The organism is Pseudomonas sp. NPDC087615 (assembly GCF_044743445.1).
In the GTDB taxonomy this organism is placed as follows: Bacteria; Pseudomonadota; Gammaproteobacteria; order Pseudomonadales; family Pseudomonadaceae; genus Aquipseudomonas; species Aquipseudomonas baetica_A.
The window spans coordinates 20,395-37,168 of sequence record NZ_JBIUWM010000007.1 but is presented as its reverse complement, the minus strand read 5'-3'; the positions used below and the strand labels follow the sequence as shown (position 1 = coordinate 37,168).

The 16,774-nt window shown below is 59.4% G+C and carries 14 protein-coding genes; 10 read left to right on the top strand and 4 right to left on the bottom strand.

All coding sequences use genetic code 11. The features are described from left to right. Nucleotides 1-14 precede the first annotated feature (14 nt). Both ACIOU6_RS05765 and ACIOU6_RS05760 read left to right on the top strand, forming a co-directional pair. On the top strand, nucleotides 15-2,270 hold the full coding sequence (locus tag ACIOU6_RS05765; protein WP_401134551.1) for an Orn/Lys/Arg decarboxylase N-terminal domain-containing protein: 2,256 nt from the start codon (nucleotides 15-17) through the stop codon (nucleotides 2,268-2,270). A 14-nt stretch (nucleotides 2,271-2,284) separates the two neighbouring features. Further along, the gene (locus ACIOU6_RS05760) at nucleotides 2,285-2,899 is read left to right on the top strand and encodes a GNAT family N-acetyltransferase (RefSeq protein ID WP_221733435.1); all 615 of its coding nucleotides are present in this window, start codon (nucleotides 2,285-2,287) and stop codon (nucleotides 2,897-2,899) included. Here the strand turns inward: ACIOU6_RS05760 and ACIOU6_RS05755 are convergent. Both ACIOU6_RS05755 and ACIOU6_RS05750 read right to left on the bottom strand, forming a co-directional pair. Next, complete coding sequence (locus ACIOU6_RS05755) at nucleotides 2,865-3,758, bottom strand: LysR family transcriptional regulator (protein WP_221733434.1); 894 nt, start codon at nucleotides 3,756-3,758, stop codon at nucleotides 2,865-2,867. The genes ACIOU6_RS05760 and ACIOU6_RS05755 overlap by 35 nt on opposite strands. A gap of 85 nt (nucleotides 3,759-3,843) precedes the next feature. Beyond that, entirely contained in the window at nucleotides 3,844-4,080 is a 237-nt protein-coding gene (locus ACIOU6_RS05750; RefSeq protein WP_221733433.1) for a hypothetical protein, read from the bottom strand. 183 nt (nucleotides 4,081-4,263) lie between these two features. Here ACIOU6_RS05750 and ACIOU6_RS05745 point away from each other — a divergent pair, with 183 nt between their 5' ends. Together ACIOU6_RS05745 and ACIOU6_RS05740 are read left to right on the top strand one after the other, a co-directional pair. Next, on the top strand, nucleotides 4,264-4,821 hold the full coding sequence (locus ACIOU6_RS05745) for an NADPH-dependent FMN reductase (RefSeq protein WP_221733432.1): 558 nt from the start codon (nucleotides 4,264-4,266) through the stop codon (nucleotides 4,819-4,821). Between the two features lie 161 nt (nucleotides 4,822-4,982). After that, complete coding sequence (locus ACIOU6_RS05740) at nucleotides 4,983-6,266, top strand: arsenic transporter (RefSeq protein ID WP_221733431.1); 1,284 nt, start codon at nucleotides 4,983-4,985, stop codon at nucleotides 6,264-6,266. A gap of 61 nt (nucleotides 6,267-6,327) precedes the next feature. Here the strand turns inward: ACIOU6_RS05740 and ACIOU6_RS05735 are convergent, their stop codons facing one another. Continuing rightward, nucleotides 6,328-7,278, bottom strand: coding sequence for a DUF1853 family protein (locus tag ACIOU6_RS05735; protein ID WP_221733430.1), 951 nt, complete (start codon nucleotides 7,276-7,278; stop codon nucleotides 6,328-6,330). A gap of 115 nt (nucleotides 7,279-7,393) precedes the next feature. Between ACIOU6_RS05735 and ACIOU6_RS05730 the strand changes: the two genes are divergently transcribed. From ACIOU6_RS05730 to pepN, 6 genes are read left to right on the top strand one after another with little or no spacing between them, the layout of a single operon-like run. Continuing rightward, a complete protein-coding gene (locus ACIOU6_RS05730; protein ID WP_221733429.1) occupies nucleotides 7,394-8,284 on the top strand; it encodes an NAD(+) kinase in 891 nt (296 codons plus the stop codon). Beyond that, on the top strand, nucleotides 8,281-9,255 hold the full coding sequence (locus ACIOU6_RS05725; protein WP_401134695.1) for a metallophosphoesterase: 975 nt from the start codon (nucleotides 8,281-8,283) through the stop codon (nucleotides 9,253-9,255). The genes ACIOU6_RS05730 and ACIOU6_RS05725 overlap by 4 nt, the downstream gene beginning before the upstream one ends. After that, complete coding sequence (locus ACIOU6_RS05720; RefSeq protein ID WP_221733427.1) at nucleotides 9,252-10,133, top strand: rhomboid family intramembrane serine protease; 882 nt, start codon at nucleotides 9,252-9,254, stop codon at nucleotides 10,131-10,133. The genes ACIOU6_RS05725 and ACIOU6_RS05720 overlap by 4 nt, the downstream gene beginning before the upstream one ends. A gap of 21 nt (nucleotides 10,134-10,154) precedes the next feature. Continuing rightward, nucleotides 10,155-10,415 carry a YeaC family protein gene (locus ACIOU6_RS05715; RefSeq protein WP_093221961.1) on the top strand — a complete coding sequence of 87 codons (261 nt, stop codon included), beginning with the start codon at nucleotides 10,155-10,157 and terminating at the stop codon, nucleotides 10,413-10,415. Further along, a complete protein-coding gene (locus tag ACIOU6_RS05710) occupies nucleotides 10,412-11,242 on the top strand; it encodes a DUF2797 domain-containing protein (RefSeq protein ID WP_401134544.1) in 831 nt (276 codons plus the stop codon). Before ACIOU6_RS05715 ends, ACIOU6_RS05710 begins: the two co-directional genes overlap by 4 nt. A 10-nt stretch (nucleotides 11,243-11,252) precedes the next feature. After that, nucleotides 11,253-13,910, top strand: a complete 2,658-nt coding sequence (gene pepN, locus ACIOU6_RS05705) for an aminopeptidase N (protein WP_221733425.1) — start codon at nucleotides 11,253-11,255, stop codon at nucleotides 13,908-13,910. Between the two features lie 465 nt (nucleotides 13,911-14,375). On the opposite strand, the gene katG is transcribed toward pepN, so the two are convergent. Then, a complete protein-coding gene (katG, locus tag ACIOU6_RS05700; RefSeq protein WP_401134540.1) occupies nucleotides 14,376-16,646 on the bottom strand; it encodes a catalase/peroxidase HPI in 2,271 nt (756 codons plus the stop codon). Between the last annotated feature and the right edge of the window lie 128 nt (nucleotides 16,647-16,774).

The following is a 16,774-nucleotide window of genomic DNA, read 5'->3' as shown; positions in this document are numbered from 1 at the left end:
GGACACTGAGCCTCATGTACAAAGATTTGAAGTTTCCGGTGTTGATCGTCCATCGCGACATCAAGGCCGATACGGTCGCCGGCGAGCGTATTCGCGGTATCGCCCGGGAGTTGGAGCAGGAAGGTTTCAATATCGTTTCGGCCACCGACTACGCCGAAGGGCGCCTGGTGGCGTCGACCCATCATGGTCTCGCATGCATGCTGATCGCCGCCGAAGACGCCAGCACCAACTCACATCTGTTGCAGAACATGGCCGAACTGATCGGCCTGGCCCGGGTGCGCGCGCCGGATCTGCCGATCTTTGCCTTGGGCGAACAGGTCACGCTGGAAAACGCCCCAGCCGATGCCATGGCTGAACTCAATCAACTGCGCGGCATCCTTTACCTGTTTGAAGACACGGTGCCGTTCCTGGCCCGACAAGTCGCACGGGCGGCGCGCAAGTATCTGGACGGTTTGCTACCGCCGTTTTTCAAGGCGCTGGTGCAACACACCGCCGATTCCAATTATTCCTGGCACACCCCCGGTCATGGCGGGGGCGTGGCGTATCACAAGAGTCCGGTAGGGCAAGCGTTTCACCAGTTCTTTGGCGAAAATACCCTGCGTTCGGATTTGTCGGTTTCGGTGCCGGAGCTCGGTTCGTTGCTAGATCACACGGGGCCACTCGCTGAAGCGGAAGAGCGTGCAGCACGCAATTTCGGCGCTGATCACACCTTTTTCGTGATCAATGGCACCTCGACGGCGAACAAGATTGTCTGGCACTCGATGGTGGCTCGCGACGATCTGGTGCTGGTCGATCGCAACTGCCACAAGTCGGTGCTACACGCGATCATCATGACCGGCGCGATCCCGTTGTACCTGTGTCCGGAGCGCAACGAACTGGGGATTATCGGTCCGATTCCGCTGAGCGAGTTCAGTCGCGAATCGATTCAGGCGAAGATCGACGCCAGCCCTCTGACCAAGGGCCGTGCGCCGAAAGTCAAACTGGCGGTGGTGACCAATTCGACCTACGACGGCCTCTGCTATAACGCCGAATTGATCAAGCAAAGCCTCGGCAATAGCGTCGAAGTGCTGCATTTCGACGAGGCGTGGTACGCCTATGCAGCGTTTCACGAATTCTTCGCCGGGCGTTACGGCATGGCCACTTCGCGTAGCACCGACAGCCCATTGGTGTTCACCACCCACTCCACCCATAAGCTGCTCGCTGCGTTCAGTCAGGCTTCGATGATTCATGTGCAGGACGGCGGTGCGCGGCAACTGGATCGCGACCGCTTCAACGAAGCGTTCATGATGCACATCTCCACTTCGCCGCAGTACAGCATCATTGCCTCGCTCGACGTGGCGTCGGCCATGATGGAAGGCCCGGCCGGGCGCTCGCTGTTGCAGGAAACCTTCGACGAAGCGCTGAGTTTCCGTCGGGCGCTGGCCAATCTGCGTCAGCACATCGCTGCTGATGATTGGTGGTTTTCGATCTGGCAGCCGCCGGGTGTCGAGGGCATCGACCGCGTGCAAACCGAAGACTGGTTGCTGCAACCGGAGGCTGACTGGCACGGTTTCGGCGAGGTCAGCGACGACTATGTGCTGCTCGACCCGATCAAGGTCACGTTGGTGATGCCGGGGTTGAATGCCGGTGGCGCGTTGAGCGAGAGGGGGATTCCGGCCGCCGTGGTCAGCAAGTTCCTCTGGGAGCGCGGGCTGGTGGTGGAGAAGACCGGACTGTACTCGTTTCTGGTGCTGTTCTCCATGGGCATCACCAAAGGTAAATGGAGCACGCTGATCACCGAGTTGCTGGAGTTCAAGCGCAGTTACGACGCTAATGTCAGTCTGGCAACGTGCCTGCCGTGCGTTGCACAGGAGGACACCGTACGCTACCGCGGCATGGGCTTGCGTGATTTGTGCGATCAATTGCATGCCTGCTATCGCAGCAACGCCACTGCCAAACACCTCAAACGCATGTACACCGTAATGCCGCAAATCGCCATGAAACCTGCCCATGCCTATGATCATCTGGTACGCGGTGAAGTCGAGGCCGTACCGATCGATGAGCTGGAAGGGCGGATTGCTGCGGTGATGCTGGTACCGTATCCACCGGGAATTCCGTTGATCATGCCCGGCGAGCGTTTTAGCGAGTCGACCCGCTCGATCATCGATTACCTGAAATTCGCCCGCACGTTCGATAGCAGCTTTCCCGGTTTTGTCGCCGATGTGCATGGACTGCAACATGAAGATCAAGGCAATGGACGGCACTACACCGTCGATTGCGTCAAGGAATGAGGACTTTTCCCAGTATGCAACCGGTCATGAATCCGAAATACCCAGGGCTGTCGGTGCGTGTCGCCGATGAAGGTTTTGCGGCTTATATCTGGGGCAGCGACTTCAGCTTTGAGGTCACAGCGTATGGCGCCGCGGTGATCGGCAAGCCCGTGGAACAGTGGTCGATGACGACGATTGTGCCTTACCGCAAGTGTTACGGCATTGATCCGGAGGAGTTCAGCAGTTACCGCGATGCGGCGGACAGCGCGATTTTCATGGCATACCTCGACGATGAACCGGTCGGCCATCTGGTCATCAGCACCAACTGGAATGGCTTTGCCCATATCGATGAGTTGGCGGTGCACGCGCCGGCCCGCCGCCATGGCGTGGCGAAGGCGTTGCTGGATGTGGCGCAATTCTGGAGTCGTAAAAAGAAGCTGCCGGGGATCATGCTGGAAACCCAGAACAACAACCTTGGTGCTTGTCGGCTCTATGAGCGCTGTGGGTATGTGATCGGTGGTGTTGACCAGTTACGCTATCGCGGCATCGACCCGAACACCGCCGAAGTGGCGCTGTTCTGGTATCGACTGTTCGATAATCCGCTGGAAAATTCAGTTAGCTCGTCAGCATCGCCTCGGCTTGTTCCGTGATGATGGCCAGTAAGGTCTGGATCGCCGATGACGGCGCTGTGTGTTTGAAGGTCAAGGCGTAGAGGCTGATCGTTATGGCGGGCGATAGCGGGCACGTATCAAGCCCGGCGGGACGTGCCCCCAATGCGGTGAACGGATCGACAATCGCCAGACCTTCGCCGGCCTCGACCATGCTGCGCATCATTTGATGGGTTTGCACGCGGGTCTGGATGCTTGGTGCCGGGCGTAGGGTCTGGAGTTTGTTTTCCAGCGCCGGGCTCAGCGGATCCTGACATTCGAGGCCGATCATCGCCTGTCCCGCCAGGTCCTGTAGGGAAATGTACTTCTGCTTCGGTTGCAGCCAGCCATGGGGCGCGAGTAATTGCAGCTTGCCTTGAGCCAGTGGCTGGCAATGGATGTCGGGATGGTCGGGATCGTGCAGGCTCAAACCCAGATCGCTTTCACGCAGCAACAGGCTGCGGACGATGTCGCGGGTCGGGGCACTCAACAGGCTGCAAGGTGCATCGGGCAGGCGCCGGCGCAGTGAGGCGAGGCTTTGTGGCAATAATTGCTGGGCCAGCGCAGGGGTGCCGATGATGCGCACCGGCGGGGCAAGGTATTGTTTGAGGCTACTGGCCAGGCGTTGCACAGGTTCGAGCGCTTCATAGACGCGAGTGATTTCCACCTGCAAGGCTCGAGCCTCGGGCGTCGGTTGCAGACGCCCGCGAACGCTGGCGAACAGCATGAACCCCAAATGACTCTCGGCCTCGCGCAAACGCTCTTCGACCTCGGCCAGCGGCAACTGCAACCATTCGGCGGCAGTGCCCATATGACCGGCCTGCAAAAGCGCCTGAATCACTTCGATATGACGTAAACGCATGCGTGAAGTCCATGTTCAGCAGGTGGGGTCAGTGGCTGAATCCTACCCCAAGTCTGCGCATATGACTTCTGCTCATAACAGTCAGTTATGAAGCGACGGTTGGCTCAGGTTCGCGAGTCAGGGTGACACCCGATTGAACCAGCAAAAACTCGTTGTCACTGACCTTGTTGACGCGATCGCCAATGGCAAGTTTGTATGTGGTGACAGGCTCCGAGCCGGTAAAACCGTCTGCCGACGGAGTGGATTCCTGGAACTCATGCACCGAATAAACGCGGCCTTCCGCATCTCTTGCATGGAACTGACCGACCAGTACTGCTGCCATCTGCTTAGAACCTCTGGAGATAAAACGCTTGATTTGCGGCTTGGTAGACCGTCATCAAGGCCTGTAAGTTTTCCTACAGGAAAAAAATAATCAGCACGGGGGTATTTCCCGAGTCCGCTGGTGAAACTGTCACCGAATCATCTATAACTACTGCCTTCTTCCACTGACAATCGAGAGTCTTCCATGAGCAATGTCTACAACGTCGCCGTAGTGGTCGGTAGCCTTAGAAAAGCGTCGATCAATCGTAAAGTCGCCCTTGCACTGGCGGAACTGGCCCCGGCTAACCTCAAGCTCGAGATTGTCGAAATCGGCGATCTGCCACTCTATAACGAAGACATTGACGGAGATTCACCGCCGGCAGCCTACAGCACTTTTCGACAAAAGGTGGGTTCATCCGACGCGGTGCTGTTTGTGACGCCGGAGTACAACCGTTCGGTGCCGGCGCCGTTGAAGAATGCGATCGACGTTGGCTCGCGGCCTTACGGCAAGAGCGTCTGGGGCGGCAAGCCGGGCGCGGTGATCAGTGTTTCGCCAGGTGCGATCGGCGGGTTCGGGGCGAACCAGCATCTGCGTCAGTCGTTTGTGTTTCTCGATGTGCCCTGCATGCAGCAGCCAGAGGCCTATCTGGGCGGTGCGGGGTCGGCTTTTGACGAGGCGGGCAAACTGAGCGAAACGGTGAAACCGTTTCTGCAGAAATTCATCGATGCGTACGGGCTCTTTGTGGAACAACACAAGAAATGAGTTAATCGTTTCTCCGGATGTACACCGGAAACTGTGGGAGCGGGCTTGCTCGCGAAAGCGTTGTGCCAGATAGCAACTTTTTGTCTGACCTGCGGCCTTCGCGAGCAAGCCCGCTCCCGCATTTGGATATCCACCCATTTGATTGTTGAAGGCTGTTGCGAATGTTCGCTGCGTCACTGATTTTCCTGCTGACCATCACCCTTGTCATCTGGCAACCCAAAGGTCTTGGCGTTGGCTGGAGCGCGACGTTGGGCGCCGTGCTGGCGCTGATCTTCGGTGTGGTGCATCTGAGCGACATCCCCCTGGTATGGCAAATTATCTGGAACGCCACCGGCACCTTCGTCGCGCTGATCATCATCAGTCTGTTGCTCGATGAAGCCGGTTTTTTTGCCTGGGCCGCGCTGCATGTGGCGCGATGGGGGCGGGGCAGCGGGCGCAAGCTGTTTGCCTTTATGGTGCTGCTCGGTGCGCTGGTGTCGGCACTGTTTGCCAATGACGGTGCAGCACTGATCCTCACGCCGATTGTGATTTCGATGTTGCTGGCGCTGCGCTTTTCTCCGGCGGCCACCCTTGCGTTCGTCATGGGGGCCGGGTTCATTGCCGATACCGCGAGCCTGCCGCTGGTGGTGTCGAATCTGGTCAACATCGTTTCGGCAGACTTTTTCCATATCGGCTTCAACCGCTATGCGGCGGTCATGGTGCCGGTGAACGTTGTCAGCGTCGCCGCGACGCTGGCGATGTTGCTGTGGTTTTTCCGTCGTGACATTCCCAAGGCGTACGCCCCCGAACAGCTTGAACTGCCGCACACTGCGATTCACGACAAAGCGACGTTCTACGCCGGTTGGGGGGTGTTGGTGATCCTGTTGATCGGCTGCTTCTTCCTCGAGCAACTGGGCATCCCGATCAGCGCGATATCGGCGGTCTGCGCTGCGCTGTTGCTGGGTATCGCCGCCCGTGGTCACAAGATTTCCACGCGCAAGGTGCTGAAAGAAGCACCGTGGCAGATCGTGATTTTCTCGCTAGGCATGTATCTGGTTGTCTACGGCCTGCGCAATGCCGGGTTGACCGGCTATCTGGCGGGTTGGCTGGATGTCTTTGGCGGTCATGGCGTATGGGGTGCGGCAATGGGCACCGGTGTGCTGACGGCGTTGTTGTCCTCGATCATGAACAATCTGCCGACCGTTTTGATCGGGCTGCTCTCGATTGACGCCAGTCAGGCGAGCGGGATGGTCAAGGAGGCGATGATCTATGCCAACGTGATCGGCAGTGACCTAGGGCCGAAGATCACGCCGATTGGCAGTCTGGCGACGTTGCTGTGGCTGCATGTGCTGGAACGCAAGGGGATCAGGATTGGCTGGGGGTATTACTTCAAAGTCGGAATTGTGCTGACGGTGCCGGTTTTGTTGGTGACGTTGGCGGCTTTGGCTTTGCGATTATCCCTTTAGACCGAGTCGGCACCCATCGCTGGCTTGCCAGCGATGGGTGGCGAACAGGCACTGCAAATTTTCAGGCTTGGCCAGGCGCATTCGGCCAAAGATCCGACACCAGAAACAACCGCTCCGCCTCCTCCCATTCCCCGCGCGCATTCTCAATCAGGCGCACCATTAACTGCGCCGGGGCTAGCGGTTCCAAACCCTCCAGCCACATTTGCAAGTGTTCTTCCTTCCAGGTCTGTTCCACCGGGTAGTGCGCCGGCGCCAGCCAGGCATGGCGGGGCAGGGGTTGCCAGCGTCCGTCCGGGCGTTGCGCGACGAACGCCGGCCAATCCTTCTGATGCAACCAACTGCCGCGCAAATGTTGTGGGTGGGCACCCCGCGGCGATTGCGCTTGCCCCGGCCACGGATACAACAGATAACCACCGAGCCAAAGTTGCGCACTGAACACTTCGATACCCAGCGCTGCCAGGACTTCGCGACTTTCCGGGCGTGCGGAAATCGGCAGTTGATGCTCGGCCAGATGCGCCAGCTTGCGATCCAGTCGATCATGGCAACCGGGCCCCAGCCATTGCGCCGGATCATGACCGTCGCCGTTTTGCGGGCCGAGGTAGAGCTTGATTGCCAGCTCCAGGTGATGCACGCCGTCGCGGTCACGCAGCAACATGTCCAGTTCGCCGAGGGTATGGCCACCCCGGCGAATCGGCAGGTTGGCGGCGATCAGTTCGATACCCGGTGCATGTTGCACAGCAAACTGCCACAACCGCTCGTAATAAAGGCCCAACCGCCGCGTGCGTGCCTGGGACAGCCAGTGCAGCAATCCGTAACTGTCACGGTCGAGCTGACGCAGCCAGTGTTCCAGGCGCTCGGGATCGGCGACCCAATCGCTGCCGGCCAGCGGATGACGCTGCGGCCATGGCGTTGTGGCCAGCATCGGCGGGGCGAGGATCACCCACGCCAGATCGCGCACTTCGGGATGGCGTAACTGGTGGGGCAACTGGAGCAAGTCAGGAAATAGGATCATCTTGCGAGCATAGCCTTAAACACGGGCACACCCTTGAGGCTGAAAGGATTTTGTCTATCGCAGGCTTTCGCCCATAATCGTGCTTTTCGCGTTTTCGATTGTCCGCAGAGGTCCCATGGAGCAATTTCGTAATATCGGCATCATCGGTCGCCTGGGCAGTTCCCAGGTGCTGGATACCGTCCGCCGACTGAAACGGTTTCTGCTCGATCGTCACCTGCATGTGATCCTCGAAGACACCATTGCTGAAGTTCTGCCCGGCCACGGCCTGCAAACTTCGTCGCGCAAGATGCTCGGCGAAGTCTGCGACATGGTCATCGTCGTCGGCGGCGACGGCAGCCTGCTCGGCGCTGCCCGGGCGCTGGCGCGGCACAATATTCCGGTACTCGGGATCAACCGTGGCAGCCTCGGGTTCCTCACCGACATTCGCCCCGATGAGCTGGAAGTCGAAGTCGCCAAGGTGCTCGACGGCCATTACCTGGTGGAAAACCGCTTTTTGCTGCAAGCCGAAGTCCGCCGCCATGCCGAAGCGATCGGCCAGGGCGATGCGCTGAACGACGTGGTTTTGCACCCTGGCAAGTCGACGCGGATGATCGAGTTCGAGCTGTACATCGACGGCCAGTTCGTCTGCAGCCAGAAGGCTGACGGCCTGATCGTCGCCACGCCCACCGGTTCTACCGCCTATGCGCTGTCTGCCGGCGGACCGATCATGCATCCCAAGCTCGATGCCATTGTGATCGTGCCGATGTACCCCCATATGTTGTCGAGCAGGCCAATTGTGGTCGATGGCAACAGTGAGCTGAAAATCGTCGTGTCGAAAAACATGCAGATCTACCCGCAGGTCTCCTGCGATGGGCAGAACCACTTCACCTGCGCGCCGGGCGACACCATCACCGTCAGCAAGAAAGCGCAGAAGCTGCGACTGATCCACCCGCTCGATCACAACTACTACGAAGTCTGCCGCACCAAGCTCGGCTGGGGCAGCAAGCTGGGTGGTGGAGGCGACTGATGCTCGATCCCGCGCGCAGTTATGACCTGATTGGTGACGTGCACGGATGCGCCCTGACCCTGGAACACTTGCTTGACCGACTCGGTTATCACAAGCAGGGCGGGGTCTGGCGGCATCCATCGCGCATGGCCGTGTTCGTCGGCGACATCATCGACCGTGGCCCGCGGATTCGCGAGGCGCTGCACATCGTTCATGACATGGTCGAGGCCGGTCAGGCGTTGTGCATCATGGGCAACCACGAATTCAACGCGCTGGGCTGGAGCACCCCGGCGCCTCCGGGCAGCGGCAAGCAGTTCGTGCGTGAGCACACGCCGCGTCATGCGCGTTTGCTTCATGAAACCCTGACTCAGTTCGAAGACCATCCCGGCGACTGGCATGACTTTCAGCAGTGGTTCTATGAACTGCCGCTGGTGGTGGATGCCGGGCGTTTCCGTGTCGTGCATGCCTGCTGGGACGCCGGCCTGATCGAACCGCTGCGCGGCCTGTTTCCCGATGCGCGTATCGATGAGCATTTCCTCCAGGCTTCGGCGGTGCCCGGTAGCTTTGCCTGCACGGTGTTCGACCGCCTGCTGCGTGGCACCGACATGCGCCTGCCCGGAGGCCAGACCATGACCAGCGGCGACGGTCTGGTGCGCTCGTTCTTCCGCACCAAGTTCTGGGAAGACGATCCGAAAACCTACGGCGATATCGTGTTCCAGCCTGATGCCCTGCCGGAACCGGTGGCACGGACGCCACTGACCTCTACAGAAAAGAACTCCCTGCTGCGCTATGGCGTCGACGAGCCGTTGCTGTTCGTCGGCCACTACTGGCGCAGCGGCAAACCGGCGCCGATACGCCCCAACCTCGCGTGTCTGGATTACAGCGCGGTGCTCTACGGCAAACTCGTCGCCTATCGTCTGGATCAGGAAACCCGCCTCGATCCGCATAAATTTGTCTGGGTCGATGTCGAGCGGCCGGAGTTGCTGCAATGAGTGCGATAGCGGTATTGCGTCTGCCACTGGCGGTGGATTTGAGTGGCTTTGTCCAGTTGTTGCAACGGATGCAAGTGCCACATCGAGTCAGTGAAGAGGCGGGCGAGCAAGTGCTGTGGGCGCCTGCGGAAATCAGCGAAGACGTGCGCTCGCTTTACGAACGCTTTCCGGCCGGCGACCCTGATCAGCAACTGGACATTCCCGTGGCCCAGACACTCAAGCGCCCAAGCTTCGTCGAGCAGTTGAAATATGCCAAAGCCACGGGGTTTATCCTGCTGCTGTGTCTGATCGTGGGCGGCCTGACTTACCTTGGCGAAAACCTGCAGACCTTACGCTGGCTCACTTTTCTCGATTTTCGGGTGGTCGGCGAGTACATCCATTTCACGCCGCTGGCTGATAGCTTGGCGGCGGGGCAGTGGTGGCGCTTGTTTACGCCAATGCTGATTCATTTCGGCATTCTCCACCTGGCCATGAACGGCATGTGGTATTGGGAGTTGGGGCGGCGCATCGAGTCGCGCCAGGGCAGCATCAATCTGCTCGGCCTGACGCTGTTGTTCAGCCTGGTGTCGAACTACGCGCAGTTTGCCTGGAGCGGCCCGAGCCTGTTCGGTGGTCTGTCCGGTGTGCTTTACGGTTTGCTTGGCCATTGCTGGATCTTCCAGTTACTAGCGCCGAACCCGGCCTATCGCCTGCCGCGTGGCGTGCTGGTGATGATGCTGGTGTGGTTGCTGGTGTGCATGTCCGGGCTGATCTCGATGATCGGTTTCGGCGAAATCGCCAATGCCGCCCATGTCGGCGGGTTACTCATCGGATGCTTCACCGGTTTGTTGGGCGGTTTGTATAACCGCCGTAAACTGGCCGCCTCAAATTTTCAGTGAATAAAGAGCACGGAGACCCTGATGTCCTCTTTTAACGAAATGATCAAAAACATCACCCCGGACATCTACGAGAGCCTGAAACTGGCCGTGGAAATCGGTAAGTGGTCCGACGGTGGCAAACTCACCGCCGAACAGCGCGAATTATCCTTGCAGGCCATGATCGCCTGGGAAATCCAGAACCTGCCTGAAGAACAGCGCACCGGTTACATGGGCCCGCAGGAATGTGCGTCGAAGTCGATCGAAGTGCCGAATATTCTGTTCAAGTCGGATGCCATCCATTGATCGAGATTGGCCGCGGTGCAATCAGCAAAATGTCGGCGCGCCTGGACGGGTCGAATGTGCAATACGCGTTTCGTCTGGATGACGTCGAGGTGCCGGTCAATCCATTGATTGGCACCACAGTGCGTCTTGAATACCTGGGAGCGATCCACTGCACCCATTGCGGGCGCAAGACCAAAACCAGTTTCAGTCAGGGCTACTGCTATCCGTGCATGACCAAGCTGGCGCAGTGCGATATCTGCATCATGAGCCCGGAGCGCTGCCACTATGACGCCGGCACCTGCCGGGATCCGGCGTGGGGCGAGCAGTTCTGCATGACCGATCATGTGGTCTACCTGGCCAATTCGTCGGGGATCAAGGTTGGCATCACCCGTGCTAGCCAATTGCCGACCCGCTGGCTCGACCAGGGTGCCAGTCAGGCGTTGCCGATCATGCGGGTGTCGACGCGGCAGCAGTCGGGCTTTGTTGAAGACCTGTTCCGTAGCCAGGTAGCGGATAAAACCAATTGGCGTGCACTGCTCAAGGGCGATGCCGTCGCCGTGGATCTGGCACAGGTGCGTGATCAGTTGTTCGACAGTTGCGCCGAGGGCCTGCAAGGCTTGCAGGAGCGATTCGGCCTACAGGCCATTCAGACGATTACCGATGTCGAACCGCTGGAAATTCGCTATCCGGTCGAGCAATACCCGGCCAAAATCGTCAGCTTCAACCTGGACAAGAACCCGATTGCCGAAGGCACGCTGCTGGGGATCAAGGGCCAGTACCTGATCTTCGACACCGGCGTGATCAACATTCGTAAGTACACGGCTTATCAGCTCGCCGTGCATCAGTAAGGACTCCAGCATGCGCACCGAACAACCGAAGATGATTTACCTGAAGGACTATCAGGCGCCCGAGTACCTGATCGACGAAACACACCTGACCTTCGAGTTGTTCGAGGATCACAGCCTGGTCCACGCGCAATTGGTGATGCGCCGCAACCCGGCGCGTGGCCCGGGGCTGCCGCCGCTGGTGCTCGATGGCCAGCAACTGGAATTGCTGTCGGTGACCTTGGCCGATCAGGAACTGAGCGCTGCGGACTATCAGCTCAGTGAAAACGAACTGACTCTGCAACCGACCAGCGAAACCTTCACACTCGACACCAGCGTCAAGATCCATCCGGAAACCAACACCGCGCTGGAAGGCCTGTACAAGTCCGGCACGATGTTCTGCACCCAATGCGAGGCCGAAGGTTTCCGCAAGATCACCTATTACCTCGATCGTCCGGACGTGATGAGCAAGTTCACCACTACCGTGGTGGCCGAACAGCACAGCTATCCGGTGCTGCTGTCCAACGGCAACCCGATCGCTTCCGGCCCCGGCGAAGACGGCCGGCACTGGGCGACCTGGGAAGACCCGTTCATGAAACCGGCGTATCTGTTCGCGCTTGTGGCCGGTGATTTGTGGTGCGTTGAAGACACCTTCACCACCATGACCGAACGCACCGTGGCGCTGCGCATTTATGTCGAGCCGGAAAACATCGACAAGTGCCAGCACGCGATGAACAGCCTGAAGAAGTCGATGCGCTGGGACGAAGAGGTCTACGGTCGCGAGTACGATCTGGACATCTTCATGATCGTCGCGGTGAACGACTTCAACATGGGCGCCATGGAGAACAAGGGCCTCAATATCTTCAACTCCAGCGCCGTACTGGCCCGCGCCGAAACCGCCACCGACGCCGCGCACCAGCGGGTCGAGGCGATTGTCGCGCACGAATACTTCCACAACTGGTCGGGCAACCGCGTGACCTGCCGCGACTGGTTCCAACTGTCGCTCAAGGAAGGCTTCACCGTGTTCCGTGATTCCGGTTTCTCCGCCGACATGAACTCCGCCACGGTCAAGCGCATTCAGGACGTGGCGTACCTGCGTACCCACCAGTTCGCCGAAGATGCCGGTCCCATGGCCCATGCCGTGCGCCCGGACAGCTTCATCGAAATTTCCAATTTCTACACCTTGACCGTGTACGAAAAGGGCTCGGAAGTGGTCGGCATGATCCACACCTTGCTCGGCGCCGAAGGCTTCCGTAAGGGCAGCGATCTGTACTTCGAACGCCACGACGGCCAGGCCGTGACTTGCGACGACTTCATCAAAGCCATGGAAGATGCCAACGGCGTCGACCTGACCCAATTCAAACGCTGGTACAGCCAGGCCGGCACACCGCGTCTGGCGGTGAGCGAGTCTTACGACGCCGCCGCGAAAACCTACAGCCTGACGTTCCGCCAGAGCTGCCCGGAAACCCCGGACAAGGTGGAAAAACTGCCGTTCGTGATTCCCGTAGAGCTGGGCCTGCTCGACAGCAAGGGCAACGGGATTGCCCTGCGGCTGGCTGGTGAAGCCGCTTCCCAAGGCACCACTCGCGTCATTTCCGTGACCGAAGCCGAACAGACCTTCACCTTCGTCGACATCAGCGCACAGCCGTTGCCGTCACTGCTGCGTGGCTTCTCGGCGCCGGTGAAACTGAGCTTCCCGTACAACCGCGATCAACTGATGTTCCTGATGCAGCATGACAGCGACGGCTTCAACCGCTGGGATGCCGGTCAGCAACTGTCGGTGCAGGTGCTGCAAGAGCTGATCACTCAACAGCAGAAGGGCGAAAGCCTGGTGCTCGACCCACGCCTGATTACTGCGTTGCGCACAGTGCTGTCGGACGAATCGCTGGATCAGGCGATGGTCGCGGAAATGCTCTCACTGCCGGGTGAGGCGTACCTTGCCGAAATCAGCGAAGTGGCTGACGTCGACGCGATCCATATCGCGCGCGAGTTTGCCCGCAAGCAACTGGCGGACAACCTGTTCGAAGCACTATGGCTGCGTTACCAGGCCAACCGTGACCTGTCGAAACAAACCCCGTATATGGCCGAGGCCGAGCACTTCGCTCGTCGTGCGTTGCAGAACATCGCGCTGTCGTACCTGATGCTCAGCGGCAAGCCAGAAGTGTTGGCGGCGGCGCTGGAACAGTTCGACACCAGCGACAACATGACCGAGCGCCTGACGGCGCTGGCAGTGTTGGTCAACTCGCCGTTCGACGAGCAGAAAGCCGTGGCGCTGGCGAGTTTCGCCGAACACTTCAAGGACAATCCGTTGGTCATGGATCAGTGGTTCAGCGTACAGGCCGGCAGCACTTTGCCGGGCGGTCTGGAGCGTGTGAAGGCGTTGATGCAGCACCCGGCGTTCAACATCAAAAACCCGAACAAGGTGCGTGCGCTGGTCGGCGCGTTTGCCGGGCAGAACCTGATCAACTTCCACGCGGCGGATGGCTCGGGTTATCGCTTCCTCGCGGATCTGGTGATCGAACTGAACGGCTTCAACCCGCAGATCGCCTCGCGGCAATTGGCGCCGCTGACGCGCTGGCGCAAATACGACAGCGCGCGGCAGGCGCTGATGAAGGCCGAACTGGAGCGGATTCTGGCTTCAGGTCAGTTGTCCAGCGACGTCTATGAGGTGGTCAGCAAAAGCCTGGCTTAACGCGGATCTAAATGTGGCAGCGGGCTTGCTCGCGAAGAGGGTATGTCAGACACAGAGCTGTTACCTGACACACCGCCTTCGCGAGCAAGCCCGCTCCCACAGTTGTTTTGCGTTGCGTCCGTTTTATCGAGGCAGGCCGATCCTGTGCCGAAGCCTGAATATGAAACCTGATAGAAACGCGGATCTAAATGTGGGAGCGGGCTTGCTCGCGAAGAGGGTATGTCAGACACAGAGTTGTTACCTGATACACCGCCTTCGCGAGCAAGCCCGCTCCCACAGTTTTTTTTGCGTTACTTCAGTTATTCGGGGGCGACCGATCCGATGCTGAAGCTTGCAGATGAAACCTGGTAGGAAAGCGGATCTAAATGTGGGAGCGGGCTTGCTCGCGAAGAGGGTATGTCAGACACAGAGCTGTCGCCCGACACACCGCTTTCGCGAGCAAGCCCGCTCCCACAGTTTTTTGCGTTACTTCAGATCAAAACGGTCCAGGTTCATCACCTTTGTCCAAGCGGCGACAAAGTCTTTGACGAACTGCTCCTTCGCATCCGAACTGGCATACACCTCCGCCAGCGCCCGCAATATCGCGTTGGAACCGAACACCAGATCAACCCGCGTCGCGGTCCATTTCACGCTGCCGGTTTTACGGTCGCGGCCCTCGAACGCGTCCGCCGCTTTTGACGTTGGTTTCCACTCCACCCCCATATCCAGCAGGTGGGTGAAGAAGTCGTTGGTCAGCGCTTCGGTCTGGTGGGTGAACACGCCATGACGGCTTCCCCCGACGTTAGTGTTCAACACCCGCAAGCCACCCAGCAGCACGGTCATTTCCGGCGCGGTGAGGGTGAGCAGTTGAGCCTTGTCGATCAGCAGCGCCTCGGCCGACACCGTGTATTTGCCTTTGCTGTAGTTGCGGAACCCATCGGCAATCGGTTCGAGGAAACCGAACGAATCCACATCGGTTTGCTCCTGCGAGGCATCCGTACGACCCGCCGTGAACGGCACGGTTACCGAATGCCCGGCATTTTTAGCTGCTTGCTCGACTCCGGCATTGCCGGCCAGCACGATCAGGTCTGCCAGCGAGACTTTCTTGCCCGATGCGCCACCATTGAACTCGTTCTGAATGCCCTCAAGGGTTTTCAGCACGCTGGCCAGTTGTTCCGGCTGGTTGGCTTGCCAGGATTTCTGCGGCTCCAGGCGCAGACGGCCACCGTTGGCCCCGCCGCGCTTGTCCGAGCCACGGAACGTAGAAGCTGCAGCCCAGGCCGTCGAGACCAGTTGCGAAACCGACAGACCTGATGCCAGCACTTTGCTCTTCAATGCGGCAGCGTCGTTTTCATCGATCAGTGGGTGAGTGGCATCGGGAATCGGGTCTTGCCACAGCAGTTCTTCGTTGGGCAGTTCCGGGCCGAGATAGCGTGAGAGTGGACCCATGTCGCGGTGAATCAGTTTGTACCAGGCGCGGGCGAAGGCGTCGGCCAATTGATCGGGATTGGCCAGAAAACGCCGGGAGATCTGCTCGTAAGCCGGGTCGAAGCGCAACGCCAGATCAGAGGTGAGCATGGTCGGCGAGAGTTTTTTGCTCGGGTCATGGGCATGGGGAACGGTGCCTGCACCCGCGCCGTTTTTCGGAATCCACTGATGTGCCCCGGCCGGGCTCTTGGTCAGTTCCCACTCGAAACCGAACAGGTTTTCCAGGTAGTTGTTACTCCACCGGGTCGGCGTGGTGGTCCATGTCACTTCGAGGCCGCTGGTGATGGTGTCGCCGCCCTTGCCGGTGCCGAACGCGTTGCGCCAACCGAGGCCTTGTTCTTCCAGTCCGGCGGCTTCCGGTTCCGGGCCGACATTATCGGCAGGGCCGGCACCGTGGGTTTTGCCGAAGGCGTGACCGCCGGCAATCAGTGCCACGGTTTCTTCATCGTTCATGGCCATGCGGGCGAAGGTTTCGCGAATGTCGTGGGCCGAGGCCATGGGGTCAGGGTTGCCTTCAGGACCTTCCGGGTTGACGTAGATCAGGCCCATCTGCACCGCTGCAAGCGGGTTTTCCAGAGTGCGCTCGCCCTGATCGGTGCGGCTCTCTTCTTTGCCGTGCAGATCCGGTTCTGCTACCAGCGTGCCGTCACCGGGTTCCTGCATGGCGGCCTTGTCCTTGCCGTAACGGCTATCACCGCCCAGCCATTCATTTTCCGAACCCCAGTACACGTCTTCGTCCGGTTCCCACACATCAGGGCGGCCACCGGAGAAACCGAAAGTCTTGAAGCCCATGGATTCCAGCGCGACGTTACCGGTGAGGACAATCAGGTCGGCCCAGGAAATGTTGCGGCCATATTTCTGTTTGATCGGCCACAGCAGGCGGCGGGCCTTGTCGAGGCTGACGTTATCCGGCCAACTGTTGAGCGGGGCGAAACGCTGCTGGCCCGATCCGGCACCACCGCGGCCATCCGCGGTGCGATAGGTGCCGGCGCTGTGCCAGGCCATGCGGATGAAGAGCGGGCCATAGTGGCCGAAGTCCGCCGGCCACCAGTCCTGGGAGTCGGTCATCAACGCATTGAGGTCTTGTTTCAGCGCCTGGAAGTCCAGGCTCTTGAAGGCTTTGGCGTAGTCGAAGTCCTTGCCCAGCGGGTCGGACTTGGGCGAGTGCTGACTCAGGATCTTCAGGTTGAGTTGATTCGGCCACCAGTCACGGTTCGTCGTACCACCACCAGCGGCGTGGTTGAACGGGCATTTCGATTCAGTTGCCATGTTCGGGTCCTTATCAGGTCGTCTACGGCCGGCTCGTGCCGACTTCGGACTTGTAAGGCTAGACCCGACTTGACGAGTCGGCTAATAGCCCGACTATTGGACGCTGATAGGCAGAACCTCTTAACGCG

Bases quoted from the DNA above. Each gene is read 5' to 3' on its own strand.
- ACIOU6_RS05715 (WP_093221961.1), top strand. From the start codon at position 10,155: ATGTCCTCTTTTAACGAAATGATCAAAAACATCACCCCGGACATCTAC.
- ACIOU6_RS05745 (WP_221733432.1), top strand. From the start codon at position 4,264: ATGAGCAATGTCTACAACGTCGCCGTAGTGGTCGGTAGCCTTAGAAAA.
- ACIOU6_RS05735 (WP_221733430.1), bottom strand. From the start codon at position 7,278: ATGATCCTATTTCCTGACTTGCTCCAGTTGCCCCACCAGTTACGCCAT.
- ACIOU6_RS05750 (WP_221733433.1), bottom strand. From the start codon at position 4,080: ATGGCAGCAGTACTGGTCGGTCAGTTCCATGCAAGAGATGCGGAAGGC.
- ACIOU6_RS05730 (WP_221733429.1), top strand. From the start codon at position 7,394: ATGGAGCAATTTCGTAATATCGGCATCATCGGTCGCCTGGGCAGTTCC.
- katG (WP_401134540.1), bottom strand. From the start codon at position 16,646: ATGGCAACTGAATCGAAATGCCCGTTCAACCACGCCGCTGGTGGTGGT.
- ACIOU6_RS05765 (WP_401134551.1), top strand. From the start codon at position 15: ATGTACAAAGATTTGAAGTTTCCGGTGTTGATCGTCCATCGCGACATC.
- ACIOU6_RS05740 (WP_221733431.1), top strand. From the start codon at position 4,983: ATGTTCGCTGCGTCACTGATTTTCCTGCTGACCATCACCCTTGTCATC.
- ACIOU6_RS05760 (WP_221733435.1), top strand. From the start codon at position 2,285: ATGCAACCGGTCATGAATCCGAAATACCCAGGGCTGTCGGTGCGTGTC.
- ACIOU6_RS05720 (WP_221733427.1), top strand. From the start codon at position 9,252: ATGAGTGCGATAGCGGTATTGCGTCTGCCACTGGCGGTGGATTTGAGT.
- ACIOU6_RS05755 (WP_221733434.1), bottom strand. From the start codon at position 3,758: ATGCGTTTACGTCATATCGAAGTGATTCAGGCGCTTTTGCAGGCCGGT.
- pepN (WP_221733425.1), top strand. From the start codon at position 11,253: ATGCGCACCGAACAACCGAAGATGATTTACCTGAAGGACTATCAGGCG.